Source organism: Enterococcus mundtii, from assembly GCF_003957375.1.
Lineage (GTDB): Bacteria > Bacillota > Bacilli > Lactobacillales > Enterococcaceae > Enterococcus_B > Enterococcus_B spodopteracolus.
The window spans coordinates 319,856-346,713 of the sequence record NZ_CP025473.1 but is presented as its reverse complement, the minus strand read 5'-3'; the positions used below and the strand labels follow the sequence as shown (position 1 = coordinate 346,713).

General features: G+C 38.5%; 28 protein-coding genes and 1 pseudogene. 3 read left to right on the top strand and 26 right to left on the bottom strand.

The window, feature by feature from the left end; translation table 11 throughout:
• Positions 1-163 precede the first annotated feature (163 nt).
• The 19 genes from CYK55_RS02015 to CYK55_RS01925 form a co-directional block, all read right to left on the bottom strand.
• Positions 164-448: a type II toxin-antitoxin system YafQ family toxin gene (locus CYK55_RS02015; RefSeq protein ID WP_126133857.1), complete on the bottom strand. Its 285-nt coding sequence runs from the start codon at positions 446-448 to the stop codon at positions 164-166.
• Positions 435-731 (bottom strand): type II toxin-antitoxin system RelB/DinJ family antitoxin, encoded by a 297-nt coding sequence (locus tag CYK55_RS02010; RefSeq protein ID WP_126133856.1) that lies wholly within the window; start codon positions 729-731, stop codon positions 435-437. The genes CYK55_RS02015 and CYK55_RS02010 overlap by 14 nt, the downstream gene beginning before the upstream one ends.
• A 291-nt stretch (positions 732-1,022) precedes the next feature.
• Positions 1,023-1,322, bottom strand: a complete 300-nt coding sequence (locus CYK55_RS02005) for an LPD1 domain-containing protein (protein ID WP_034690771.1) — start codon at positions 1,320-1,322, stop codon at positions 1,023-1,025.
• Positions 1,323-1,515: 193 nt separating this feature from the next.
• Entirely contained in the window at positions 1,516-1,863 is a 348-nt protein-coding gene (locus tag CYK55_RS02000; RefSeq protein ID WP_034690772.1) for a DUF7006 family protein, read from the bottom strand.
• A 51-nt stretch (positions 1,864-1,914) separates the two neighbouring features.
• On the bottom strand, positions 1,915-2,079 hold the full coding sequence (locus CYK55_RS13420; RefSeq protein WP_161633748.1) for a hypothetical protein: 165 nt from the start codon (positions 2,077-2,079) through the stop codon (positions 1,915-1,917).
• Positions 2,080-3,090: a helix-turn-helix domain-containing protein gene (locus CYK55_RS01995; RefSeq protein ID WP_034690773.1), complete on the bottom strand. Its 1,011-nt coding sequence runs from the start codon at positions 3,088-3,090 to the stop codon at positions 2,080-2,082. It lies immediately after the preceding gene.
• Between the two features lie 73 nt (positions 3,091-3,163).
• A complete protein-coding gene (locus tag CYK55_RS01990; RefSeq protein ID WP_241234786.1) occupies positions 3,164-4,261 on the bottom strand; it encodes a WxL domain-containing protein in 1,098 nt (365 codons plus the stop codon).
• A 296-nt stretch (positions 4,262-4,557) separates the two neighbouring features.
• Positions 4,558-5,637 carry a pectate lyase-like adhesive domain-containing protein gene (locus tag CYK55_RS01985; protein ID WP_126133854.1) on the bottom strand — a complete coding sequence of 360 codons (1,080 nt, stop codon included), beginning with the start codon at positions 5,635-5,637 and terminating at the stop codon, positions 4,558-4,560.
• A 15-nt stretch (positions 5,638-5,652) separates the two neighbouring features.
• Positions 5,653-6,708: a DUF916 and DUF3324 domain-containing protein gene (locus CYK55_RS01980; protein WP_419177254.1), complete on the bottom strand. Its 1,056-nt coding sequence runs from the start codon at positions 6,706-6,708 to the stop codon at positions 5,653-5,655.
• 86 nt (positions 6,709-6,794) lie between these two features.
• Entirely contained in the window at positions 6,795-7,607 is an 813-nt protein-coding gene (locus CYK55_RS01975; RefSeq protein ID WP_034690776.1) for a WxL domain-containing protein, read from the bottom strand.
• Between the two features lie 26 nt (positions 7,608-7,633).
• Entirely contained in the window at positions 7,634-7,957 is a 324-nt protein-coding gene (locus CYK55_RS01970) for an LPXTG cell wall anchor domain-containing protein (RefSeq protein WP_034690777.1), read from the bottom strand.
• 489 nt (positions 7,958-8,446) lie between these two features.
• Complete coding sequence (locus CYK55_RS01965) at positions 8,447-8,731, bottom strand: hypothetical protein (protein WP_034690492.1); 285 nt, start codon at positions 8,729-8,731, stop codon at positions 8,447-8,449.
• 1,473 nt (positions 8,732-10,204) lie between these two features.
• Positions 10,205-11,515: an NCS2 family permease gene (locus CYK55_RS01955; RefSeq protein ID WP_126133853.1), complete on the bottom strand. Its 1,311-nt coding sequence runs from the start codon at positions 11,513-11,515 to the stop codon at positions 10,205-10,207.
• 226 nt (positions 11,516-11,741) lie between these two features.
• Positions 11,742-12,002 carry a hypothetical protein gene (locus tag CYK55_RS01950; protein ID WP_126133852.1) on the bottom strand — a complete coding sequence of 87 codons (261 nt, stop codon included), beginning with the start codon at positions 12,000-12,002 and terminating at the stop codon, positions 11,742-11,744.
• Positions 12,003-12,020: 18 nt separating this feature from the next.
• A complete protein-coding gene (locus tag CYK55_RS01945; RefSeq protein WP_126133851.1) occupies positions 12,021-12,392 on the bottom strand; it encodes a glyoxalase in 372 nt (123 codons plus the stop codon).
• Positions 12,393-12,611: 219 nt separating this feature from the next.
• Positions 12,612-13,322 carry a B3/B4 domain-containing protein gene (locus tag CYK55_RS01940; RefSeq protein WP_126133850.1) on the bottom strand — a complete coding sequence of 237 codons (711 nt, stop codon included), beginning with the start codon at positions 13,320-13,322 and terminating at the stop codon, positions 12,612-12,614.
• A gap of 3 nt (positions 13,323-13,325) precedes the next feature.
• Positions 13,326-13,853 carry a GNAT family N-acetyltransferase gene (locus CYK55_RS01935; RefSeq protein WP_126133849.1) on the bottom strand — a complete coding sequence of 176 codons (528 nt, stop codon included), beginning with the start codon at positions 13,851-13,853 and terminating at the stop codon, positions 13,326-13,328.
• A gap of 13 nt (positions 13,854-13,866) precedes the next feature.
• Positions 13,867-14,319, bottom strand: coding sequence for a MarR family winged helix-turn-helix transcriptional regulator (locus tag CYK55_RS01930; RefSeq protein ID WP_023519026.1), 453 nt, complete (start codon positions 14,317-14,319; stop codon positions 13,867-13,869).
• Between the two features lie 68 nt (positions 14,320-14,387).
• On the bottom strand, positions 14,388-14,987 hold the full coding sequence (locus CYK55_RS01925) for an NUDIX hydrolase N-terminal domain-containing protein (protein ID WP_034690509.1): 600 nt from the start codon (positions 14,985-14,987) through the stop codon (positions 14,388-14,390).
• A 116-nt stretch (positions 14,988-15,103) separates the two neighbouring features.
• Here CYK55_RS01925 and CYK55_RS01920 point away from each other — a divergent pair, with 116 nt between their 5' ends.
• Entirely contained in the window at positions 15,104-16,546 is a 1,443-nt protein-coding gene (locus CYK55_RS01920; RefSeq protein ID WP_034690511.1) for a helix-turn-helix domain-containing protein, read from the top strand.
• 355 nt (positions 16,547-16,901) lie between these two features.
• On the opposite strand, the gene CYK55_RS01915 is transcribed toward CYK55_RS01920, so the two are convergent.
• The 3 genes and pseudogenes from CYK55_RS01915 to tdc form a co-directional block, all read right to left on the bottom strand.
• The gene (locus CYK55_RS01915) at positions 16,902-19,451 is read right to left on the bottom strand and encodes an HAD-IC family P-type ATPase (RefSeq protein ID WP_034690513.1); all 2,550 of its coding nucleotides are present in this window, start codon (positions 19,449-19,451) and stop codon (positions 16,902-16,904) included.
• Positions 19,452-19,604: 153 nt separating this feature from the next.
• A pseudogene (locus tag CYK55_RS01910) lies at positions 19,605-21,064 on the bottom strand (amino acid permease).
• A gap of 27 nt (positions 21,065-21,091) precedes the next feature.
• Positions 21,092-22,927: a tyrosine decarboxylase gene (gene tdc / locus CYK55_RS01905; RefSeq protein ID WP_126133848.1), complete on the bottom strand. Its 1,836-nt coding sequence runs from the start codon at positions 22,925-22,927 to the stop codon at positions 21,092-21,094.
• 496 nt (positions 22,928-23,423) lie between these two features.
• Here tdc and CYK55_RS01900 point away from each other — a divergent pair, with 496 nt between their 5' ends.
• On the top strand, positions 23,424-24,854 hold the full coding sequence (locus CYK55_RS01900) for a hypothetical protein (RefSeq protein WP_034690518.1): 1,431 nt from the start codon (positions 23,424-23,426) through the stop codon (positions 24,852-24,854).
• Between the two features lie 228 nt (positions 24,855-25,082).
• On the opposite strand, the gene CYK55_RS01895 is transcribed toward CYK55_RS01900, so the two are convergent.
• The 4 genes from CYK55_RS01895 to CYK55_RS01880 all read right to left on the bottom strand — a co-directional run bounded on the left by CYK55_RS01895 (position 25,083) and on the right by CYK55_RS01880 (position 26,452).
• On the bottom strand, positions 25,083-25,439 hold the full coding sequence (locus tag CYK55_RS01895; RefSeq protein WP_034689895.1) for a DUF1622 domain-containing protein: 357 nt from the start codon (positions 25,437-25,439) through the stop codon (positions 25,083-25,085).
• Complete coding sequence (locus tag CYK55_RS01890; protein WP_010736474.1) at positions 25,439-25,801, bottom strand: DUF1622 domain-containing protein; 363 nt, start codon at positions 25,799-25,801, stop codon at positions 25,439-25,441. The genes CYK55_RS01895 and CYK55_RS01890 overlap by 1 nt, the downstream gene beginning before the upstream one ends.
• A gap of 81 nt (positions 25,802-25,882) precedes the next feature.
• Positions 25,883-26,200: a toxin RelE gene (locus CYK55_RS13660; RefSeq protein WP_034689897.1), complete on the bottom strand. Its 318-nt coding sequence runs from the start codon at positions 26,198-26,200 to the stop codon at positions 25,883-25,885.
• A complete protein-coding gene (locus CYK55_RS01880; protein ID WP_010736476.1) occupies positions 26,201-26,452 on the bottom strand; it encodes an AbrB/MazE/SpoVT family DNA-binding domain-containing protein in 252 nt (83 codons plus the stop codon). It abuts the gene before it with no gap.
• A 232-nt stretch (positions 26,453-26,684) separates the two neighbouring features.
• On the opposite strand from CYK55_RS01880, the gene CYK55_RS01875 reads away from it, so the two are divergent.
• Positions 26,685-26,813, top strand: coding sequence for a hypothetical protein (locus tag CYK55_RS01875; RefSeq protein WP_010736477.1), 129 nt, complete (start codon positions 26,685-26,687; stop codon positions 26,811-26,813).
• Positions 26,814-26,858: the final 45 nt, after the last annotated feature.

The window sequence follows — 26,858 nt, the reverse complement described above, 5'->3', positions numbered from 1 at the left end:
GTTCATTAGACTATACTCTGTTAGACCTATCTAAATATCATAAAGAAATAATTAATATAAATATAACTAAGTTTTATTAAGTAAGCTGATAAAAGTTCTAAAGTGTGAGAATCAGAAAAAGGATCAAAAACTAAAAAAGTTTCTGACCCATCTATTTTTTAAACTATCTAAATATATCAGAATGACTACCCGTTCTTTCAAAAATAATTGTTTTATCGTAATAGTAAAAAACTACAACCCAATCACTATTTCTGCCACCTATGTGTATGTCCCAACGTTTGGGAATTTGATTTTTAGGTTCCAATGGGTGAAGCTTATATTCAGTTCCTAATTCTTCTTCATTAATAAGTAGTTCCATAGCACGTTGTAACTTTTTTATAGGCTTTCCTTGCTTAATCAACTTTTTCACATCTTTATCAAATCGTGTTGTCGTTTTATAATTCAGCATGCTCTTTCTCAACGGCTTCTTTTTTCATTCTACTAAAATAGCTGTTTAAATCTTCCTTATTGACTAGATCATTATGTGCTATTAAGGTTTCAGTTTCTTTAAAAGCTTGTAAAGTTTCATTTGTTGGTTGGTAAGACAGTGTCTCAATATCAAACGGGAATTTACCAGTTTTTACAAATTTAGTTAAAAATATTTTAACTGCGACGGATGTATTCATTCCAACTTCATCAAACATTTTATCTGCATCTTGTTTTAAGTCATCATCAATTCTGATAGTTGCCATAATATCCCCTCCTTCTATAGGATTATTATAACACAAAACGAACTAATTGTATACATAAGGCGTCATATGTATGCAATTAGTTCGTTTTGTTTAAAAATCAAATTTATTATTTGTAGCTTTTATCCTTTCTTTTGCTAAATCAGGAAGTAGATTATCTGAATCCAGTAAATTATTTTTAGTAAATTAAAATTATCGTCCTTCTTTCTTGTACTTTTGTTCTAGTTTATTTTTTTGAAAAATAATAATCTACCACAATTTAATACATGCTCGTTAAATTTGTAATTAAAGATTCTAACAATCGTGTCTATTTAAGACTGCCGTTTTCAAATTCGGAAAGGCACGGTCAAAAAAAGTTGTGAGCTTATCACGCATATTCTGATCATATAAAGCATATTCAATTTTTGTTGCATAAGTCTCTTTTGATTTAAGAAAAATACTATTCAATCCAGCTTCGTTCACATATAACTCAAAGGTTCTGGCGAATACTTCTGTAGGAGCCGTGTAATATCCTGCCTTTTCGGCTACGTAGCTGCCTTTGCCGTTAAGTGAAAGGTTTTCTCTATATCTTTTAACAATTGGCTTAAAATCCACAACTTGAGTACTTAGCTGAACCTAATTAACTGAGCTGCTGAAGGAGCTATAAAAAAAGCAATTTAAAAAGGATCAAAAACTCAAAAGTTTTTGACCCTAAAGATAATTTGTATTTTTCTTTTTCTGGATGGAAAAGAAAATTTTCAAAAATGTGTTGGACCTTACAACTTAAAATATCATATTAAATTTCATTTTAAAGAATCGTAAAAAACATCGAAGGTCGGGTCTTCGTTTTCAGGTCATACCCACACAATTCCTTGTAGTACGATTGATAGTCCTGCTCAACGAATCGAATAAGTTCTTCATTGGAAAAATCCTCAAATGGAAGCAACTCACTAAGTAACGCAAGTTTAGCATCGATCCCTAGAATCTTAGGATTTACTTGCCAAAATGTTTCTTCTGATAGACCTGCAATCAATTGCTTTAACTCTTCGTACTGCACTGTTAAGTAATCGCGCAATTCATTTCTATCTGGTTTTACTTGCTCAAGTAATATTTGAAAATACCTCATGTATTCTTCAGTTGTCGCAAATTTTGTCATTAGCTTTCCCCTTTGCTTTATTGCTTGGGTAGTGAATCAGTCAAAAATTCGCTACCTGATTCGTTCGATCGCCTGACGAATATAAGGAGTAAGCGAACGATTTTCTAAAAGGCAGTAGCCGATTTCTTCTAATTGCTTTCGAATCGTCCTTTTGATCCACTCTTGTAACGCACTGCTTCCTGTTAACTGAAAAGTCAATTGTATTGAATGGGCCAATTACTTTTTCTGTGCGAAGTAGTTGTGTTTCGTCTGCTCAAAGAGCGCTGTCTGATCAAGCGCTTCTGTCGAGTCGCCTTCTTTTGTTTCTGGGTATGGTAAGGGAAAGAACAAACAGTGTAAAGAAACGATCGTTTCTAAGAAAGAGACTGTTAGATCATCGACATCCTTTATTGGCTTATGTTTCTCACTCGTCGAAGAAAACTGACGAATAAAAGTCTTTTGCCAAAAAGGGGATAAGAATTGTTCTCCCTTTAAGCTTAGTAAAAATAAGGCTGCTTTTTCCTGTACCGGCAACGAACTCGTGATTTGCGCATCAAAGGCTGTCGCTAAAGCAACTGGTATGCGCCCCTTTTGGGGCGGCAATGGTTTGCCTTGAACCATTCGCCAACAAGCAATTTGGTGCCACTGCTTCAATCGTAATGGATCCAGTAACCATTCAGTAGACCGAACGAGTACGCTTTTTAGTGAGTCAGAAGCGCAATTTCTTCTGATGCCTTTTGGCAACAGCGGCAGTCCGAAATAAAAATCATACATCAATTGCCGAATGGCTGGCTCGGTCCCTTGGAATTGATTGTCTCTGCCCGAAAGGGTCACGTGATACTGCGTTTCTAGCGTGTGAATCAGTCTTCGTTTGATCCGCCCAAAGCGAGCCGGGGAGAGCGATAACCATTCTTCCCACTCTTGATTGGTTTGGCTATTTCCTTGAACTAACTGATCCACAAAGAAAAACAATGGTTCGGTTTTTAGCAGTGCTTGTTTTTTCTGCCGGTAGATGGTTGGTTCTTGAAAAGAAAAATGAAACCCATCCTCGTTGCCTAGCAGACGGATCGTTTTCTCGAAATACTGTTTCAACTGCTTAATATCCTTTTGGATCGTCCGGGATGTGCAATCAGCCCGACGGGCTAATTCTTTGGCGGTCACAGTCTGTCGTTCTTCAAATTGTTCTAAAAGGAGAAACCATCGTTTAGTTTCGGCTTTCTGGATCAGTTGATAAAAGAGCGTATGCATAGGTGTCACCTCCAGTTCAGTCATTCTTTAAAAAGGAAAAAGGAGAAAGAGAACTCTCTCTTTCTCCTTTTTGTTAATTGCCAGGAACGGCACTTAATTCCCATGTCAATGTTGCTTTATAGGCTGTTGCTTCGGGCGTCGCTCCTTTGGGTACGGTAAGTGCCACACTTTCCGATGCCGTATCAAGATCCCCGAAACGATAGATCCAAGTGCCTTGCCCTTCCTCCCCTTGAGCCATCAATAAGACCCGTTTCACACCGGGAATCAATGCCAATGGATTCGTCTGTTGGAGTTCAGGTGCACTGCCGTCTTGTGCGGTCGCTAGCTGTTGGTTCGTCAAGCGCAATTGGGCACCTGTCAACTGATGGTTCGCTTCATTTTCAAATTGTGTATTTTGTGTCACGGCTAATTGCCAGCCATGGCGTTCGGTGTCTGATCGACGGTCACTGACTTGGATATAGTTGGGGCGTTCTTCGGTCTCATTGACCGTCCCATCTTGATTCAGTAGCCGTTGCGGTTGGGCAAAATACGTTTGATCCGTCGCCGAGATCGATTGTGTCCCAAAGTTGAATTGTGAAACAAAGTCGATACTCAAGCGTCCCTGCTCTTCAGGAAGTTCGGGTTTGTTTTCTGGATCGACCTCGACTTCTGGATCTAAAGGATCTACTGGCGCAACATGTGCCTCCTCATAGATATAAGAAACCTCAATCATCTCTCGGGAAAATTGACCTGATTCATTGGAAGGTCTCTCGATCAGCTGATAACCAGAAATCTGTTTACTTTTTGTCAGATAATTCTCACCGAGCAGTCCCGTGATCACTTCAGTATCTGCAATCTCACTCCCATTGGTATCCAAATACTTTGCGATAACGGAGCGTGTCATTTCTTCAACCGGGCGATTGCTCATTCGGGAGTAGGCAGCTAATCCAGAAGAGTCGTAAAGTGTTTGAAATCGGTCATTCGTTGTGGTACCAATAATCGACGCATTAACACCAGATAGAGTTGCTTCAATATCAGAAAATACCATTGACGCTTTTTCTTCTTCTTGTAGTCCTAGATCCCAAAGCGCTAAACTTTCTGAATCGAAATATACATTGATGTTTCTATTTTCAATTAACCGCCTTCCACTTAATTGAGAAAAATCAAAGGTTGAATATTTCGAAATATTCAAAGTAACATTGCTACTTCCTGCAAATAAATCAAAGTTATTGTTGGAATTGCTTAAATATAGGGAACCAGTTTCCCTCAAGTTAATAATTATTGGAATTGCATTTCTATGTCCCTGTAGTCTAGCTCCCTCTATAGTTCCCAAAATATTATATGTTGTTGCATCCAACGAAGCATCGGTAATAAGAGAAGATCCTTCTTCAATTTGAAAAGTCATATCTTGTGCTTGAGCATCTGTTTGAGCTGATAGGGCAGTTGATAGGCGTCGGCCACGTGAGATTACTTTGGCGTCATTTGTAATTATAATTCTTCGTACCCCCCCAGAACAGCATTGAAATTTTCACTTGTACTAGGAATTGAAAAGTCAAAATTCCCTCCATCTAAGATTGTTGTTATGACACTGCCATGTGAACCATTACTCGTTCCTACAAATCTATTGAGACTATTGAACGTCAAATCGGAAAATCGAAAAGTAGCAAGAGCAGCACTCGAATTTGTAGTAAAAACTGCGGAGTCCAAACGTCTAGTAGAAACAATCGTTGCATTTCTAACCGCTAATTCAAGATTTGCAGCAGCTAGAGTATAGGATTGGTTCTGAGAATTGATCGTAAAACCATTCCCATTGATAGTCAGATTTCGAGTGATATTATTCAAGGTAGTATTTCCAGAGATGTTAGCTGTCACATTAATTACTGTCACACTTCGATTGTTGATTGCCGCCGCATATTGTGCCCACGTAGAAACATTTACGCTTGATTTTGTACTGGGAATTTCTTCACTTGTATTCGCCTCTTCCAAAGAATCATCTTTCACATGATCTTCTTCAATTGATTCATTATTTTCTAAAGAAGCCTCAGACTGTTCCAAATCTTGGAGTGGGTTTACGTTATCATTGATTGTCTGTTCTTGGATCTCTACAGTTGCCTTTACATCTTCCACAGACAATTCGTAGTTTCCTTCGGATTCAAATAATAAAGGAAGAACAAACGTATTTTGAGCACGTTGCGCTTGGATCAACCACTCTTTAGTGTGTTGATCTTGTTCCATTGAAACACCGATTGGCAGTTGTTCGTTGAGTACTTGTGCGGCTTCTGGTAATTTCACCCGTACTTCAGACACTTCCTGATCAGAAGAAATCGTTACGTTGATTGGCTCATTGACCGTGCCTGTCATCTGGGATCGTTGAAAGAAAAAGCGAGGATCTTTTTCTTCACTTGCTTCTAAAAGATTGGGCGCAGTTGGAAGCGCTGCTTGTTTTGGTGCTTCTTCTTCACTAGCTGTCGTTTCTGCATAAACCATGCCTACTGGCATGCAGACTGCCTGCAGGGCTAAAACAGTCACGCCCAATACAAGCATCCCTTTGATTTTCTTACTCTTCATTTGGCTTCTTTCCTCCTAGTTTGGTTGTTCTTTCTCAGTGCTTCGTTTCTTTTGAACAATCAAATAGATGATGATCGCAAACAAAACAAGGATCAAAAGGCTCGCTCCGATAAACCACCAGTTGATACTGGTATCGATCGTGACATCTTGTTGATTCAACGCGCGTGCTTGATCACCATCGATCGTAAACGGACGTGTCCACTCCCATTCTTCTTCACCAGACACAGCTTTTAACGTCAGAACATAGTTCCCTGCTTGGAAACGATCCCCTTCTAGTGAAATCGGAAAATTGAAGTTGGAATTTGGCGCCATCTGCATCTGCTCTTCGTTGGCTTGATAAAGAACTTCTTCTTCTCCTTCTCGTTGGATCTTCGCTTCCACAGCCAAACGATTGATGAATGTTGGTGTGGTGTTTTGTAAGTTCGCACTGATCACATTGCGATAGTTCAACTGATCCGCAAAAACATCTACTAAGTTTAGGTCCGGCTGGACCGAATCACGCGTATTACTGATCACGACACCGATCACATAAGCAAATTCATTCTTGATCGCTACACCCTCTTCTGTACTTGCGGCTTCTTCTTGTTCTTCTTTGACTTCTTGAACACGCAAACCACCTGCAAGAAATCCTTCAAAGGATTCTGTGGGCATATGTATGGGAACAGTCACAGTCTTTGTTTCATTTCCCGCAAGTTCTATGATGTCGGTGGGTTCGATCAATGCATCCAATGTGTGAGACAATGTATTATCTGGCTCTGTCGCATCTTTGCCATACTCGACAACTCCATGAACGTTGGTGTAGGCGGTATGTGGAGTGACTTGTATACGAATCGGTTCATTACTCGCATTTTGTAAGGTCAAGGTGAGTGACTCTGTTTGACCAGGGTTCAAATTCAAATCAAAGTAGCGATCCGATCCTTCGATCTGACTTTGTGGGAATTCAGGCGTGACATGGAAGTTTAACGTTCCTTCATCAGCTTTTCCTATGATTGGAAAAAAGAACAAGAACAAGGCAATTACTGGATAGAGCCACGAAGTGGCTTTTTGACGATTTAGAGGGTACTGGGTCAACATAAAGTCTCCTTTCTTAAAAAAACAGCGTCACAAAAAGAATTGCGACGCTGCCAAGAGTTTCTCATCAAGTTTCGTTTAGTAACTTACGCGTCTTCTCCTGCATCCTCACCCGGAGTCGTCGTCAATTCCCAAGTTAAAGTAGAAGTATAGGTTGTTGCGTCTTTTGCAGTCGCACCTGGAATCGATAGTTTGATCGCTTTGTTTTCGACAATCTCTTGATTCTCATCCGCAAATTGTGCATCTAGGTCTGCTTGATCGCCCCAGACAACAGAAGAAGCACCGGCACCTTTGCTTTGTGCTGCAGTCATAACTGAGCGTGCTGCTCCATTTGGCATCAAGGTCAAACCAGTTGCGTGTGCTTCAGGTGCATTGGCTTGATTATTTCCTTCATACTGAATCGTTGGATCCATCAAAGCAATTTGGGCACCTGTTAACACATTGTTTTGTGTGTTTGAGGTGAAATCACTTAGGCTTACTTGTAGATCCCAACCAGCATTGGTTCCCCGTAAATCTTGTACTTGAGCAAATGAAACGTAAGGTACTTTGTTTTCGTCTCCTTCTGTTCCACGTAATTGTTGCATTTCTGCCACCATATTGTACGTTTGGTCTTGGTTTGAGATCACTTGTGAGCCGAAATTCATCGTTGCAGCTTTCACGATGGATAAGGGACCTGTTGTTCCAGGCACTTCTGGATTGATCTCTACATCTGGTCCACCATTGTCAGGTCTTTCCGGAGGAATTACCTCTAACTCGCCGTCTTCCTCTGTTGCTGGGGTGAATTGGATTTGACCGTCGGTCTTGACTTCTCTTGCTTCTTCGGCAAAGGCCGCTGTAGCCCCTCCTGCTAAAATCGTTGTGGACAATGCGGCAATGGTCGCTAATCGTACTAATTTCATGTGATAATTCCTACTTTCTTATTGGTTTATTTTTGTGTCTGTTTGTTTTTTCGTTTCCATAAAAGGAACACGAAACTGAGAAGAAGCATTCCTAACCATACTGGCCAAAAAGAACTTGCCTCATTGGTTTGTGGCAACAATCCGCCTGGTTTCGCCACTTCGGATAGGGGTGGTTTGACAATCGTTTCAGGCGGTAGCGGATCAGGTGAACCGATCGGTTCATAGACACCGGTAAAGCCGATGGATCCATTTGTTTCCACTTGTTGGATTTCTTGTGCATGTGTTGGTTTGGTTAAGAATGAAAGGATCAATAAAGCGATCAAAAGCCAACGAGTGTTTTTCCTTTTCATTTCCCTCCTCCTTGGTTTGTCTCAAAAATCTTCGTTTTTAAGGAGACAAAAAAAAAGACATCCGATCGCATCAGATGTCTTGAAAAAGTGATTAAATTAGGTTTCCTATTAAAGAAGATAAATAACATATTGTCATTATCAAAAACGAAGGTTTTCGAGAATAAACATGCAAGAATAATCCTATAAGGACATTTCTTACTTTAGAAATAATAACATTTTATATTTTTTAAAAAAAAACAATTTTTTCATAGGGGAGCGAAAAATTTGTTTTTTCTTTTTCACGTCTTGTTTAAAACCTGAGAGAATATTTTTTTATAAAGGCGTGTTTCGTTCAAAAATATGTTCAAGTAGACTTATCGGATGATTATCAGGAGTTCAATAGACTATACCCTGTTGGTTTTTTTGTGTCGAAATATATTTTTTTAATCATTGTATTAATAAGCTATATAAAAATATTATCTAAACTTCTACAGGCGTAAAATTGTACCCCTACATATTTTCTTTAAACTCCTTAAGTTGTTGAATATTAGTTTGAGCTTGATCACTTATTTCTTGAATACGAACATCGTAATCGCTTTGTTCAATATTTTGACTATTCACTATTTCTTGTACTTCATTAATGAGATTTTTTAAAGTATTTCCACTATGAACCGGTAAGCTGTCAGAAGTGAATCCAACCATTGTTAAATCATAGTTTTTCCCCATTAAATCATTATTAATATGCTTAATGACATATTCACGAGAAAAACTTGTAATATCTTGTTGGAAAGCCACCCAGTTGGTTATTAGATTCTGTAAGGCTTCTTCTTTTCCTGTATATTCTTCACTTATATCTTTTTCAATTGTATCTGACGAAGATTCCTCTTGCTTGACTATTTCACGGGAATATTCTGGAATAACATTTTCATTTTTCTTCTGTGTTGTATTCTGAGTAACGTTAGATTTTTCGGGTTGACTCAGACTAATAATTACTAAAATGATTCCTACTCCGATAATTAGAGCTATTTTTAAACCTCTACGAAAATTTTCAATATTATTTTTTCATATTTCCATGTTCTCTCCTTAACTTATTATTATATATAATATCATTATAAGTTCTTTGTTTGTATTGATTAAACGTCAAATATAGAAATATATTTATTCCAATTTTAGAATGTTAAAATGAATAGTCGCCTATCCTACAGTCTTGTGACTGGGAGGAGGTGTTCACATGTTCTTAGCTTTATTTCTGCCCCCTTCTTGTCGGCTTACTAGTAGCCACATATGAGTACTGGATACATACTCGCAACAAGAAGTAAAACAAATATGGCGACATTAACCAAAACAGAAAAGCCCTAGAGTATCCTACTACTCTAGGGCTTCAGTGTTCACATGTTCTTTTTCTGCAAAACAATCATATCATGATTTGTTGTTTTTTTAAATGGTGACCTCACCTATCGTTTTCCTTTGTATGTTCGCTTTTAGTTTAGAAATATTCATCATCTTTGTACCGATCAATTATTACCACTTCATCTATAACATCTTCTTTCATCTGTTTAGCAACCAAGCTAGGACGAATTTTTTCTAACCAGTCCTGATCAGGTACTTAGTCAATAAAATTTCCAAACGTCGTTAGGTTAGAACTACTTCATCACTAGATAATTCCGCTAATCTTATAAGCTTAAAAGGTGGGATTGCTGCTACGTAATTAACAAAGTTTTTATCAGTGTATTCAAAAGACCACATATATTTTAAACTTTTATTATCGTAAAGATCGATTCATTTCATGTCGTCATATTCTAGTCCTTATTTTTCAACGGTTCGATTTGTGGGTGGGACAAAAAATAAAATTCATTTTTTGTTGCATACCTTAAAACCGAATAAACGGTGTTTGCAAACCAGCTCCTTCAACATTGAGCTAAAAAATTGTCAAATATAAAAAGCAATTTTTCAGTTTTCTACCTTACTACTCAGATCAAAACACTTCTGTCACAAACTCGTCGAACCAGTGACCAGTCATCTAAAGGCTCACTTGGTGTGCTAACTTTTTCGCTAACGTGGGCGAGTGATATCAGATTGGCGCTCATGGTATTAGAGCGAAAGAAATTAGTGAAACACATGGATAAAAAATGTGTATATTACAAAAAACGAGTTCGATTTTGACAAAATACATCAAAATCAGACTCGTTTTTTATTTTCGAGAAAGGACAACCGGACTGTCCTACACTCTATCAACGCGTATGAACACTTAAGTTCTATCTAAAACAATTAAACATTCAAGATCCACATGAATCCTATAAAGACAAAGAACAGCGCGTACATGATCGGCGAAACTTCTTTGCCACGTTTTGCTGCTAGCATGGTGATTGGATAAAAGATGAATCCTAGTGCAATCCCATCTGAGATACTATAAGTCAACGGCATACCGATCAAGATCAAGAAGGCAGGAATAGCAATCTCCATTTTTCCCCATTCGATCTGACGTAATGATTGTGCCATCAACACACCAACTAAAATCAGCGCAGGTGCAGTCACTTGAGAAGTCACCACTGATAATAATGGTGAGAAAAACAAACCAAACAAGAATAAAATCCCTGTAGTGATTGCAGTTAAGCCAGATCGTCCACCGACGGCGATCCCTGCGGATGACTCAACAAAAGCCCCAACTGGCGATGTACCTAACAAAGAACCAGCTAACATCGCGGTAGAATCCGAAGCCAATGCTTTCCCAACACGTGGCATTTTGTTATCTTGCATGAAACCAGCTTGGTTTGCTAGACCAACCAATGTTCCAGCTGTATCAAAGAATGTCACTAACAAGAAAGTCAAAACGACTACCCACATTTGTAAGCTATTGATATCACCAACGTGTTTCAATGCAACTAGGAAAGTAGGTTTCAAGCTAGGTGCTGCCGCAACAAGCTGTGAAGGCATAGGAATCAGTCCAGTGACTAGTCCTAGAAGCGTGGTAGCTACCATTCCGATAAAAATCCCTCCTGGTACGCGACGGACTAACAATACCGCGGTAATGACTAACCCAAAAATCGTCAACCAAGTGGAACCAACACTCAATGAACCTAATCCAACAAGAGTTGATTCATTTGCCACGATCAAGCCACCTTCACTCAAGCCTAGAAAGGCAATAAACAAACCAATCCCGCCAGAAATCGCAAACTTCAAGTCTGTTGGAATGGCATCAATGATCATCTCACGTAATTTAAAAATGGTGATCAAAATAAAAATCAACGAAGCAACAAACACTCCTGCCAATGCTGTTTCCCATGGAATCCCCATACCTAAACAGACCGAGTAAGCAAAAAAGGCATTGATTCCTAGCGCAGGCGCTGTTCCAATCGGATAGCGTGCAACGACCCCCATCAAAATACAGCCAATGGCACTGGCTAATGCTGTCGCAGTAAACACTGCCCCTTCATCCATCCCCGAAGCACCGAGCACTGTTGGATTGACAAATAAGATATATGCCATAGAGATAAATGTCGTAAAACCAGCCAGTATCTCACGTTTCACCGTCGTACTCAGTGCGTCAATCTCGAAGTAGGAAAGTATCTTTTCCTTCATCATCCATCCCCCTAAAACCGAACATTTATAAAAAAGTTCTTACTATATTAGATTTATTAATAAAACAACGTGTTTAATATTAGCCCAAATAAAGAAATAAGTAAACAAAAAATTCGGATTTAATCAAAAATCCGAACATTACTATTTACCTATTCCGCTTTCATTTAGAGAAGAGTATGTCAATTACTAATAAATAAAACTAAGTACACAATAGTTGAAGAAGCTTCTATCTATGGGTTTCTTTACCGATTCGCTTTTGTTCTTCCGCACGAAATTGCTGATTATCGATTTGGCTGATTGGTAAATTACTCCCTTTTCCACGATAATCCAAAGAATTTAAACCGCCGAAGCCTGTATCGACCATTTTGTTCCATCCTTTGGTAGGATTTTTCCCAGTTTTCAAATTCTTCATTCTCAATTTATCACTCTTTTTCATCCGTTGCTTTTTGAAATAATCTTCTAGTGTTTCGGTGATCGAGATTTTCATCTTCTGTCTCCCTTTCATCTACTTTTCTGTCGATTCTAATTTTGCCATCACAAAAAAATTTCCTTCAGGATCGGAAAAGTTAAACGTCAACAAGCCATTATTCTCCAAGATTTCCCCAGCTGTTTCGATTTGTTCGTAAAGTTCGTCAAACTTATCTGTAAAGAAAATCATAGACGGTGGTGGTCCTAACACTTCTGGTGAAAATCGTTCAACGAATGTCCGTGGAAAAATAGCCAACTCCAATTCTTGCGACATACGCAAGACAATGCTTTGATATTCCTCTGGCAATTCCAACGTTTCAACGATTTCTGCCTTCAATTGTTCAACGAAAAACCAACTGACTAATGCGACATCTTCGACGTATAGCATGACACGAGATTTATGGATCATTTAACAACGCCTCCTCTAAATAAAAGCTTGTTTTCATTATAGCACGAAAGCGGAAACACACTCAGTGGAAGTCACTGCTATTAAGCACAAGTTGATTGAGCGAACGTTGCTGATTTTCGTGTTAAGCTATCAAAAGGCAAATCACCTGCAATCTTCAAGTTTCCTTAGTTTGAAGATTACGAGTGACTCCATCGTTTTGGTTATTTCCTACGTGTCCGGTCACAAAGTGATTTCTGGTTGTTCTTTCGACACTGTTTGTCTAGTACTCGACACACCAAATGTTCGTTCAATGTCTTCTTGCAAAGCAGATATTGCTTTTCCGGCAACATCTGCTTGTTGTGCGTTGACTGCCTCGATCACCAACACAGCGTTCGTCGTTTTTTCTGTTAACATGGTCCGTTGCGCTTCACGCCAGTTAAAGCAGCGACAAACTGCGCCTTCTTTGTCATAATAAATGATTTCTTCTGGTAATGCGGGAGCATCTGCTTCTGCGCCTAATGGCAAGAAATTTTCTCCACCTTGAGCTTTACCTAAATGAAGATCCCCAACGATCGTGTCAAGATCTTCTCCGCCACAGGGGACGCCAAAGCGTAAAGAGATACTATTATAGATATCCACTAACGGACTGATCGGGAAAAATTCGCGACCTTGACTGGCTCTTTTTAGCAGTGCTTCGATCGATGAACGTGCGCCTTTTTTTGTCTTGAACTGGGTAAACGCTTGACGCCATTGTGCAATCACTTCGTTTTGACTAAAAGGTTCTTCTGTTAAATAATTTCTTGCTTCATTAGCAGCACGATTCAATTTGTCATAGTAATCCGCTTTGTTTTCTTCAACGACTTCGTTATTGATCCCTTCTACCGTTAGGATCTCAATTTTTGCTTCTGGGAACACTTCCCAAAATGATGGATCTGCTACAAATTTTTTCATTCATTACACCTCATTAATTTTTTTTACTAAGATATGATCGATCTGTGCATCGTCTCCCATATAAAACACATGTTGTCCTTGGCGTATGAAACCATGTTTACGGTAAAAAGCTTGGGCTGGATCGTTATGTTCCCACACACCTAACCACACAGCTGTTTTCCCCTGTGCTTTCGCTTGAGCCAACGCCCACTTCATCAAGTGAGTGCCGATCCCTTTTTTCTTATAAGGTGGTCGAATATAGATCCGTTCAATTTCTAGATGATCCTCAGGCATATCCTCGGATTGTGCTTTTCCTATGTTCAGTTTTAGATAACCCGCAATTTCTCCATGATCTAGCGCCCAGAAAAAAGCTGAGTCTGGATGGATCAGTTCTTTTGTTAATCGCTTCAAATCATACGCTTGCGAAAGATATGCATCCATATCTGCCTGCGTGTTATATTCACCAAAAGTATCTGTGTACGTTTCAATGCTGATAGCTTGGAGACGTTCCACTTCACTCCCCACAATCGGTCTGATTTCTACCTTCTCCACTCCAACATCCCTTTCAATACAGGCGTTTATTGCCCTTTTTTACAAAATTCCAGTCTTCGCTGATATTTTTCCTTACGTGTGTCAATAATCTTTCCAACTGTTGGATTTCTTCTTCAGACAAGCCAGCTAAAGCGACTTTCGTAGAATAATGGTGTTCTCGGATGATCATCGGATAAAGTGCTTCTCCTTGCGCTGTCGGGTAACACCTTTTGTTTTTCTTGTTCTGTTCGTCAGTTACCCGTCGAATCAAGCCATTACTTTCCAACTTTTTCAGCGCACGGGCAGTTGTCGTTCGATCGACTTTAAGCATTTCGGCTATTTTTTCTTGAATGATGCCTGGATTTTCACAAATTCGAACGAGATACAGGTATTGCCCCCTCGTCAAAGCGACTTCCTTGAACTCAATATTACTGATCGAATCTAACGCTCGTGCTATCGCGCCAATTTCTCTTATGATCTCAGCCATCTCTTCTCTCCTTTAGTTGTACTTTTATTGTACTGATTTTTGTTGCAAATGCAACAAAAATATATTGATCACTCAAAGTAAGGCAAATCACCTTTCGCTAAGATCACAAGCTGTTCTTCTGTCGTCCGTTTTTGGGAAAGGATAGGCAAATCATCCAATGCAAAAAAGGCACTATTTGAAGTTTCATTATTCGTGATAAAAGAACCTCCGATTATCGAACATCCAAAAATGACTTTATAGTATTGAAAGGCTTGTGGAATATCTTTTCGGGTATTGGTATCAAAAATTGCCAGTAGTTGATCCACCGTCACCGTTAGCCCGGTTTCTTCTTTCACCTCTTTTCCAATATTTTCCTTTGGTGAATAGCCGATTTCTGCAAAACCACCTGGCAATGCCCATTCTTTTGTATGACTATCTTCCACTAGCAGTATCTTATTCTCTTGTTTGATGAAGGCACGCACATCGACTTTTGGTGTGGGATATCCTTCATTTTGGTCTAAAATAAAAGCAAGCTGATCTTCGATTTCCTTTTCGCCATTACTCAATAAAGATAAAGCAATCGATTTCAATTCTTGGTAACGTTCTTCGTCAAATGGATCTTTGCCATAGAAGAGACCGGCTTCTGCTATCGCTAATAAGCGTTTGTATTGTTCGATTTTTGTTGCCATTTTGATTCATTCCTTTCGATAAATCCGCGTTGCTATCTCTTACTCCAAAACTACAAGAAACCGCTTATGTAAGTCAAGGATTGTGTTATAATTTGTTTTAAAAGGAGGGATGTTGGATGTACTCGCTCATGCACCAAATCATCACTGAAAAAGATTTACAACGACAAGTCACGCTGATTGAATTACTTTTGAACCATCCCAAAATCACTGTCAATGAGCTTGCTGAAGAAACCAATACAACGGAACGTACGATTTTTTCCGACTTACAAGTCATCCGCTCACAATTACCTGATGGCTGGTTGATCGATAGTGATCAGTCAGGGATTCGTTTACTCAATCAAAAAAATCTACTTGCCAATGATCTGTGGGAATTGTTTCTAAAACAATCCGTGAGTGTACAATTGATCAAAGAACTATTGTTTACAAAAGAATGTTCCACAACCAATTTTTTAGCAGTCAATGGACTTTCTTACGAAACGCTGAAACGTCATACAAGAAAAGTCAATCGCCAACTCCTTCGTTATGGGTTACAGATCAAGCTGACAAAATATAAAAGTACGATGAGTGGTTCTGAGAATGCGATTCGCTTGTTTTATCATCGTCTTTTGATGCCATTTACTCATAATAATTATTTTTTTGAAGATTATTCCATCCATGAATCCCATTACTTTCGTTTTTTGAAACGCTTGAAGCAAACCCCTTTTTCTGTTGAAACAGAAGAGATCTTTGGAATTTGCTGGTTTTTCATCAACACGATACGTGTCAAGGCAAATTGCCGTATCAAGGACTCTTTCTTTAAACCTGAAGATACTCTTTACTCCACGTATGCTACTGAATTAACCGAACTTTATGAATTAGAAGGCGTGTATTTACAAAAAGATGAATTGATTTTTGCTTTCTTTTGCTTTTTAGAAAGTTGGAATTACAACAATCAATACCAAGAACCCGTGGCAGATATCTTGCAAAGTTATCCTTTTTCAGGCAAGATCAAACAATTCGTTCAGGATTTAGCTGATACCTTGCACTTAGAAAAACTAAACGAAACAAAACTTGCTGATAACCTGATTTTGTTACTGTTGAAATACCATGAATCACCTATCTTGATCGAGCAGCTGAATTTGCAATATCACTATTTTTTGGAAGAATATGAGCAACAATATCCGCAGTTGTACCCATTCAAACAAGAATTACTTGAGCAACTGAAACAAGAGTTGCCTATTCAAGAAGACGAATACTTTCTACGCCTACTATCCTTCTTGATCCAACAAGCAATCTTATCCGTTCGTCCAAATAAATTGAACCTGTATTTCTTCTTTCAAGGCGAACCCTCTTGGAAAGCCTTTTTGCAACAAGAATTAAATGATTACTTTGGGAAACGAGTTCAATTGATCCCAGTAGAATTATCTCAACTTTCTGATATCACGTTCCATAAAAACGACTTGTTCGTCTCGAACACCCCCCTCGACCAAGTCCCAATACCAATCATTTACATCTCTACCATACCAACCAAAAATGAGCTCGACCAATTGACCGAACTCACATTTAGAAGTTATTTGTAAGGTTGTGAAAGAAGCGTTCAGCACTGAGTAATAAGACAGGAAAATCGAAAATGGCTTTTTCATTTTTGATTTTTTTGGCTTATTATTGAAGTGTTGCTTCTTGAACACCGTTTATCTAGGTTGTGAAAAAGCCGTTCAGCTCCAAGTATTAAGGCAGAAATTGAGGAAATAGCTCCCCATATTTTTTGATTTTTTAGCTTAATGTTGAAGGTCAGCTTTTCGAACACCGTTTATCAGGTTTTAAAAGAAGCGTTCAGCTCCAAGTATTAAACCATAAAAAGCGACAGCCTTCCTCTACAGTAACCTAGGGGGAAGACTGTCGCTTTGACTTTATCTCTTAAACGATCGACGATTCTCAGTTACCGGCAAAAGCTTCTCTTTCTTTTCTTTTGATCCATGTTTTACTGATTCGTTTCTCGACTTCTACGATTGTAAATAATAGAAGTACATTTACAAGGATTGGTAAATGTTGAGCAAAGCTCAAACTTGTTGTTTCAATGACTTGTTGCGCAAAGGGTAGATAAATGACTCCAGTTTGGAGGACAAATAAAATACCTAATGAAATAAATAAGAATTTATTTTGGAAGAAGCCTTTATTCAATGAAGCATCGACTTGCTCACGGCAATTGATCATATAGACGGCTTGGGCAGCAACAATATTTTGTAAAAGAACAGTTTGTTGTAAGGCTTGACCTTCAAACTGCATTGCCAACCAATAAGCTGGGATAATGATCAAGAGGGACACATAGAAAATCCGAAAAACATTGTACTTCGTCAAAATCCCTTGGTTAGGATCTCTTGGTGGCCGACTCATCGTGTCTTTACTTGCTTGTTCAAAACCTAAAGCATAGGATAACGTGATTGTTGTCACCATATTGACCCATAAGATTTGGATCGGTGTCAAAGGCAATGGCTGATTCGCAAGTAATGCCCAGATGATCACCAAGCCTTGTGCTAAAGATGTAGGTAAGAAGAAGCTGATCGTTTTTTGTAAATTATCTAAAATCCGCCGTCCTTCTTTGACTGCTTTAGCGATCGTATGGAAGTTGTCATCGCCTAAGACCATATCTGCGGCTTGTTTACTGACTTCACTTCCTTTGATCCCCATAGCGATTCCTACATCTGCTCGTTTCAATGCTGGCGCATCATTGACACCATCACCAGTCATCCCAACGATTTCGCCATTTTTCTGCAAAGCTTCTACGATTCTTAATTTATGCTCCGGAGTAGTTCTAGCAAAGACATCGACTTTGCTCACTCTCTTCGCTAAATCTTGATCAGAGAGTCGATCGATATCGATTCCTTCAAGGACATTACTCGTATGCTTCAATCCGATTTGATCCGCAATTGCTTGGGCTGTGTCTTTGTGGTCACCAGTAATCATTTTCACTGAGATCCCTGCTTGCTGACATTCTCTTACCGCTTGGATCGCACTCTCTTTTGGTGGATCAATGATTCCTGCAATCCCAACAAATGTCAGTTGTTGCAACTGTGCATGGTCTAACTCTTGCTCAATAGGCATTTGCTTGTAGGCGAACCCTAATACACGTTGGCCTTTTTTCGCTAGTTGTGATGCTTGGTTGATCCATTGTTGCTGTTCTGACTGTGACAAAGAAGATCTCGATAATAAAACTTCTGGCGCTCCTTTGACAAACACTACTGCATGGTCCTGTTCTTCATGCAGTGTTGCCATATATTTGTAACTTGAGCTAAATGGCAATTTAGCAAGCGACGTTTTTAGGGGAAGATTTTGTTCAGCTGTGTATCGTAATAAAGCTAGCTCAGTTGGATTGCCACTCAACGTTTCCACTACTTGATCCTCTTTCGTTTGCACTTCTTGACAATTTTTCATGATTTCAAGTAAGCGTGTCTCATCTTCTGTCATTGTTTCCACAACAGTCATTTCATTTTTGGTCAACGTACCCGTTTTATCTGAACAGATCACCGTCATTGAACCAAGTGTTTCAACAGAAGGTAATCCTTTGATAATCGCTTGTTCTTGTGCCATTTCATTGACCCCAAGTGAGAGGATCATCGTCAATACCGCTGGCAAGCCTTCTGGGATCATAGAAACGATCAACGCAATGATTGTTGAGAATAAAAAGTTCCACTCTAAGCCATACCTAAATGAGGTAAAGAAAATCAAGAATAAACTTAGAAAAACGATTCCTCTGAAGATTTGCTTGTTTAACTGATGGATCTTGCGAACCAAAGGGGTTGTTTGTTGTTGGACTGATTGTAATGCTTGATTGATTTTTCCAATCTCCGTCGTATTCCCTGTTTCAACGACGACACCAAGTGCCGATCCAGCTTGGACAAGTGTACCTGAAAAAGCCATATTGAGTTGATCTCCTGCGCCTAATTCGTCGACTAACGGCTCACTTATTTTCTCGACCGCATCGGATTCACCGGTCAACGCAGCTTCTTCGATCATCAAACCATATGTTTCGACTAAACGAATATCGGCAGGCACGACATCTCCAGCTGTTAAACTAACTATATCCCCTTGCACGATCTCAGTGGCAGGGATACTTTTCTTGACGCCTTCAGAAAGAACCACTGCGTCTTGACTCATTAAACTTTTTAGCCCATTGAGTGACTCTTCTGCTTTTCTTTCTTGCCAATAACCAACAAAACTATTGATGATCACTACAAGTAAAATAATACTACCTTCAATATAATCACCCGTTAAAAACTTCAAAACAGAAGCCACCATAAGGATGATCATCAACAAATCCGTAAAATGCTTCAAAAATTTCCGAAGCGGACTGACTTTCTTTTTTACCTCTATTTCATTTCTTCCTTGTATTTCTAAACGACTGGTACGTTCTTGATTTGAAAGACCATCTTTGGTCGTCTTTAATTTATTCATTGTTTCTTCAGCAGTTTCTTTGTACCATGTCATCGGCAATCCCTCCTGTATTTCATTTGATAATACTTATTATACGTAAAAAGGAGGGTTTCTTATGTCGATTATTTCAGGCAAACATGAAATAATTAATGTGATTTAATATGAGCCAGGTTTCTAGGTTTGCTTTTCAAACGAAAATTTTTGCCTTTACTCCGATTGCTTCGTTGATTTTTGTTCACTCAATTTATTTTTTATTTCTTGTTCCCAAGAAGGTTTTCTAACTTTTTCGATACATAATGGAGCAACAAAAAGAATGCCGCTGATCAATGCGACAGCCACAAAGTTGATCCACGTACCAGCTTTTAATGTAAGTCCGACAGAAAAAACGATTGCTGCAAATAAGACTAGTACAACAAGCCATGCACCAAGATTCCCATTTCCCTCTTTTTTACCAATTCGGAATGGACGTGGGGTAGCTGGGTTTGTTTTTCTAAAGCGTAAAAATGCGACACCCATGATGAGATAGACGATACAATAAATCACTGTCGTTGCATTTACTAGCATCAAAAATGCTTGATTGACTCCTGGAATCAATAAATAGAATAGTGCAAACACAGAAATGATAATGGATTGTGTCAAGATCACCGCTTTTGACACATCAAATTCATTGGTTTTCCAAAAATTGAAACGAGGAGGATACGCACCTTTTCTTGCACTTTCTGTAACAGTTTTGGCTGGACCAGAAGCCCAAGCGGACAATTGTACAGCGACACCGACAAATACAAGTAAGCTGAATAGGTTCACAATCATATGTGGTAAGCCAAGAATTTGGCAATCGATCGAAATGGATTGGGCAATATTATTCAACTCCATTTGACCCTTTGGGACCACATTGGCAACGACCAACGCATTCAGCGTGTTTACCACAAATAAAAAGACTAACGCAGCGAAAATACCACGTATATAAGTTTTAACTGGATGTGTCAATCGAGTGATATAAACAGAAGACATTTCGATTCCAGTAAAAATGAACATGATCGGTGCAAAATAAACGAATGATTTTGCAGTACTTGGATCGGGAACTAAAAGATCCCAAGAAAATTCCCCTAATGTTCCATTTGGCATGATACCAACCTTGATCCACGCTGAGACACCTAATAGGAGCATCAATGCCAACGGGATATACAACCCCAACCAGACACCGATTTTCCCTCCAATTTTTGCCATGTCGAATTTTAAGTTCAATAGTGTGATGATCCAATAAACGACTAAAATCACGAGTAATGTGAATTTACTATTCTATTCAAGCCCAATGGGACGTTATTGACCATGTTGCCAAACAATGGGGCAAGTGCTGAGGCAACCATGACCATCCCTGGAAACATTTGAACCCATAAAAGCCAAGAGACGACAAATCCCCATTTTCTACCGAGGGATTGAGAGACCCATAGTTCTGGCCCTCCCTTTTGAGGAAACATCCCTGCAAACTCTCCTGAGATCAGAGAGATCGGAAACGCATAAAAGAGTACAGCAACTAACATATAAAACAACATCGTCCAACCGGTGGCAGCGACATCAGGAATATTACGGACGCTTGCGACTAAAGCGCAAGTCATCCCAATAAACGTTAACGTTGAAAGTTGTTTGGTAGATTTTGAGTCTGTCATGATCGATCCTTCTTTCTATCACTAAAACTACGCAAGAACTTCTCTTAATTTTTCTTCCATTGCGTGTTTGATGGCTTCGGTATAATAATCAAAGATGTTGTCATCGGTTAAATAGGGGGTCATGATCGCAGCTCGCAACAAAGTAACTTGTTGTTCTTTTTGCCATTCTTCTTGTGGAACGCCCATGCTTTCTACAAATGCTACTGGAGAATCGCCATAATCCGCTTGCGTGAAGGTCGTATGAGAAGTGATAAAGCGTTCTGCGTACACATCACCTTCCATATAAGACGACACATCAAACATTTCTTCATTCAAACGGTTGATTTCTTTTAAATCTGTACAACCTTGGACTTTGAATGCCCAATCGACCATATTGAAATCTGGATGATTCAATAGATAGACTTCGATTGTTTTCCCATTGACAGTAAAGCTTAATTGATCAAGAAATTCTCTGAAACGTTGAGCGGCTTCAATGGATGCACCAATCAATTGACCATAGCCAGTGACATTTAAAGGCAGAACTCGGTGTGCTGTCCAAACTGCCGCAGCCGTTGCCCCAGCTTTTGAACCTTCTAAAATATAGGCACCTAACATATCCGGTGCTTTAACGGATTTTTCAAACACATAAGGTGCAAAATAAGAGATGATATTCCGCATACTTTTATGTTTGATCGTGATTCCTCCTGCCGCATAAGGTACATAGCCCATCTTATGGGGATCAACAGTCACTGATTCTGCTTCACTGATTGCCTTGAATCCTTCATAAACACTTCGTTCGATTTTCACTTCATGATGGAAAACATGATGTTCTTCATAAAATTCTGCTAATGATGCGTAAGGCACAAATTCATACGCTTCATTCATGAACAAACAACGAGCATAGCCACCATAAGCTGCATCCACATGAAGGTAGAAATAAATGCTTTCATCTTTCAATTTTTCTCTAAGTTCAACGATTTGATCGACACGATCGACTTGTCCTTCTTCCGTTGTACCTACAACAGCGACCACACCTAGGATGGGAATATGTTGGATAGCTAGTTCACGAATCGTCTTTTCCAATACTTGGACATCCATTCGGTAGCAGTCATCAACGGGGATCGCGATCATTTGATCCAACCCAACACCACAAATATCTAGTGCTTTCATCCATGAATAGTGTTTTGTTTGAGGAACAAGCCATTTGCCCAATTCTTGGATGTGTTTCCCACTTCGTGAAGATGCAGCTTTGACTCGATCTAATTCTTCATCAGTAAATGTTTCGATCATTTCTAAGATTTCTTCTACAGATAGATTAAGTAATTCCCAACCCGATAGGTCTTTCACTTTTTCAGGGTAAGTTTCTTTGACCGCTAAAGGAATCGATTTGATACAACGGGCATACCATAGACCTTCTAAATTCGCAATTGAACCATCCGCTGTCAGATGGCCCCAACCATTCGGCATACTGAACAGCTTCGCAAAGTCTTCTCCGATTTCTGCTTCCATTTGTGACGTGGCCATTGAGGATTCCAATGCCACGTTATTAGGATTCCAAAGCATCGCAAAGTGATAAGCCAACAAAGCTGGCATCAATGTTTCTGCATTCATTTGTCCCCAATAACGTCCGGCTGAATGCCAAGGAATTGAACCGGCACGCATTCGTTCACTGACTTCATCTAAGACCTCCATCATATGTTGTCGAGTCGCAAGATAAGATGTTGTTGATTTGTCTGCTTCACTGATTGCGGGAAGGTCAGCTGGGAAATAATTTTCACGCCAACCTAAATGTTCATCCACCATCTTATTCAATAACATTTTATACACTTGGCCATTTTCTGCTTTGTCGCCAATAAAGACGGCTTTGATGTCCATATCTTTCATGATTCATTTCTCCTCTCTTGTTACCTGATCACAGGAAATAATCAGCCGGCTGTTGTTTCTTGATCAGTTTACGTGTTTGACTATACGCTCAAATTTCACATTTTTTTTTTAATAACATACCTTTATAGTTCTTACTTTGAAGACAAAAAAAATAAAGTCTGATTATTCTGTATTTTCAGCTCAAAAAAAACGAACGATGTGTCTAAACTTCCTACTAAAAATGGTTAAATTTATTGATTATAACGTTTAAGTCACGAACAAAAAAAAGAAATCAAATATACTTATTCGTTGAAAAATATTCATATTTGTTTTTTCTATTTGGTTCTTTTTATCAAACAGTTCCCAATTTTTTTAATTAAAACAGATACAATAACAAAAATAAGTAAATTTAGCATCTTGTTTGCTAAGAAAGATTGGATGATAGGTGCGTATCTACAAAAAACATGGCATAATAGCTAAGTGCTTGTGCATGACTATACAATAGGGAGGATTCCCCATGATTGAACATTATCTTGAGAAAAATCTCTTACGCCAACTCTTTCTTTGTGGACAATTTTATGTAAACAAAGAAGTCCATCTTCCAACGACTGCTACTTTGTTACATGTTTGTCAAACCACTTTGTTGAATGATATCAAATCATTAAGTAGAGAATTGAGCGACCAAATCATTTATCAATCCAAAGAAAAAGAAACTTATTCTCTATACTTCGCACCAACAACTTCTCGCTTCCAATTGATGCAACGACTCTCTCGGCCGTCTTTATTTTTAAAAACCTGCCTTCTTTACTTAGAAGATGAACCAGATTATATCCAACTAACCGAACTCGAATTTGTTTCAGTCAGCAAAGCTTACGCATTGAAGAAACAAGTGTTAGACTACTTTCAAGCATGCGATATCGCCATTGAACATCATTCCCCTCACTTTACTGACATCGAAAGACGCTTGGTTTTGCTAAATGGGAGCTATCGAACAGGTACGTTACCTGATTTCTCTGTTCCTGCCTCTTTTGACACCCAGGCGCAAGAATTTATCCAAGCAGTCACGAAAAAAAGTGGGCGGATCTATGATCGGGATACCCAAGAGATTTTGCAAACAGGCTTTCTGATCAGTCTGTTCTATCAAAAAGATGCCCCGCTATCAATCGATCAATCCTTCATCGATGAAATCAAAAAGAGACCGATTTATCATTTCGTTCTTGCAGCTTGGGAAGAAAGTCCGTTTAAGCAATTTTTTCAACCAAATGAATTTTATTTTATTCTGATACTCTTCAATTTATGTGATTATGGATTTGATTCTTATGAAGCAATCGAGCAGGATTTTGCCCAACTGCATCAGGTCTTTATTGAAAATAATCCAGAGACAAAACAATTGATCCAACAATTTGAACAACATTTTGATCATGCTTTTCTTGGAAACAAAGCTTTTGAACGTGCTTTGATACGTATTTTGCGTTCTGCTTGGAAAAACTATCAATTGTTCTTACCTGAAAAATTTCATTTATTAACCGATGAACAACGAGAGTTATTTGAAGAAGTAAAACGGATCGTTAGCGATTGGAGCCATGCACTTCCTTATCAATTAAAGATCAATCCAAATTGTCTGCGGTCATTCGTTATTGAATTGACTGGCATTTTACGCTTAGATAAACAAAAATTAACTGTGCGGATCGTGACCAACTCAGATATCAAATACCTGATTTATCGCGAAGCTTTAGAGGCTGTTACGACATGTGACATTTCCGTCGAGCCAATGATTTATAAACAATTAAGTAAAGAAGCTATCGATTTTGTGGCAGCCTCATCTAACCGGCTGTTGTGTGAACGTACACTCTACACACCTGTGGCCTTGTCCATGGAACAAATTATTCCAATCTCAGTCGAAACAGTGGAACAAGCAATTATACTGCTTGTAAAAAGTAGTTCATGAGGAAGGCATACTTTCGTAATAGTAACTCTTGCACACATTTATTCTGTCGTATAAAGTGTGTGAAAAGCTAGACAATTCCATAAAAAAAGCTAGAAAACCAAAAATTCATCCTACAAGATTTTGGCTTTTCTAGCTTTTTTTATAATCGTTACTTTCTGAAAAACTATTCAATTTTAAGAGACGTGATCACTAATATCATTTACCCATTCTGCCTATGATGATGCAAACTTAGACATCTGCTGGACCGATTTCTTTATTCAAGAAGTAAGAGATGATCGTACGAATCACAACTAATGCGGCCAACTGAAAAATATCTTGTAATGTCGGTTTGATGATCGACTCGATGATCCCAGCAGAAATCAATATCTCTAAACTCAACAAGATATACCCACCCAGCATTTTTTTGATGCCATTATTTTGATGAATCCGTTCATTTTGTTTGAATGACGGGTTCAAGGAATCTTTCAAAAAATCTTTGATTGAAAGAAAGCCTCCCCATAATAAGACCACAATGGCAAAAATATCTAAAATCAAGACCAACCATTCAAGATATGGATAAAGAAGTGTCATCCAACTGATCGCCATCAAACTTCCCTTCTTTCATGCGATACATGACTCGCAATTTCTAAATTTAAGAAATAAGAGATGATCGTGCGAATGATAATGATCAATGCTAATTTTAAAATGTCTGTCCAAGTTGGTTTAATGACAGATTCAATGAGATCTGCCACGATCAGTACTTCTAAACTCAACAAAATGTAACTAGCTAGTAGTTTTCGAATATCCGCATTGCGCCGATTACGCGTCGCATAATCTTTAATCAATGGACGTTCCAACATCAAATTTTTTAAAACTAAAAAAATACCAACCAACAAGACTAAAATCGAGAAAATATTCAAAATCGCAGTCACCCATTCCAACAAATGGACTAACGTTTCACTAAACATCTTTACACCCCACTTTTTCTTCTACTCCTATCCTACTAAGAGTAAAGAGTTTCGTCCAGTTTTAGCAAAGCTAACCATTAGCTATTGAAAGCTGATCTTCATCTGACATCGCTCAAAAATATTACCGACCAAAATAAGCTGTTTCTTTTTATCTATTCGGTAAAATATGGCATATTTGTTTCCGATTAATATACGATATGTACATTCATGAAAATGATACAACGCAGATATTTCTTCATGCATTTCGGGAAAATTTTTAGTAAGTTCTATTGATTGATAGATCATCCTGATAAAACGATGTATATTTTCTTTAGATAAAAATAATTCATTTTCCCATTCCTCGATCAACTGCTCTAACCTCTGGCGAAAACTCTCCGAATACACTATCGTATATGCCATCTACTCACCCCAACCATACTTACTAAAAGTATCTTTCATTTCAGATTCGGAAACGATCAAACCTTTTGAGAAATCATCAAATGCTTTTTCTATTTCTTTACGGTCTTGTTCTCTCATCACTTCTTTTGTATCAATTATCAAAGTTGTACCTTCTTTCGTATAGCTCAAAATGTCCCCCTCATGTAACTCAAGTTCCTTGGGTAAAATGACACCGACACTGTTTCCAATTTTTCTCACCTTTAGACTCTTCATCTTTTTTCACACCTTTCTAATTCAAATAAATTATAACACGTTATAACTTAATTCCGAAAATTTCTTTACCTCTATTTTTTAAGAATCTATTACAAAACACACGAAAAAACAGACACTTCCACTAAACTGTCAAAAACCCATGTTACTTCCTTACCCTATCATTTGGCTTATTTTTCTAAACGCTCTATGCTTTGAAGTAGAAATAGTTCACAAACTAAAAGGAGGTTTTTTTATGAGCAAGAAATGGTTGAAAGTAGGCATTGGCTTAGGACTAGTCGCTATAGGTGCTGTTTATCTTGGCAAAAAAACAGGCTTACTAGAAGATGATCGTCACCTTTATGATGAATTTGAATCCATCTAGAAAAATCGCTGTGAAAATGAATTGGTAAATATTGGAGGAACGCAT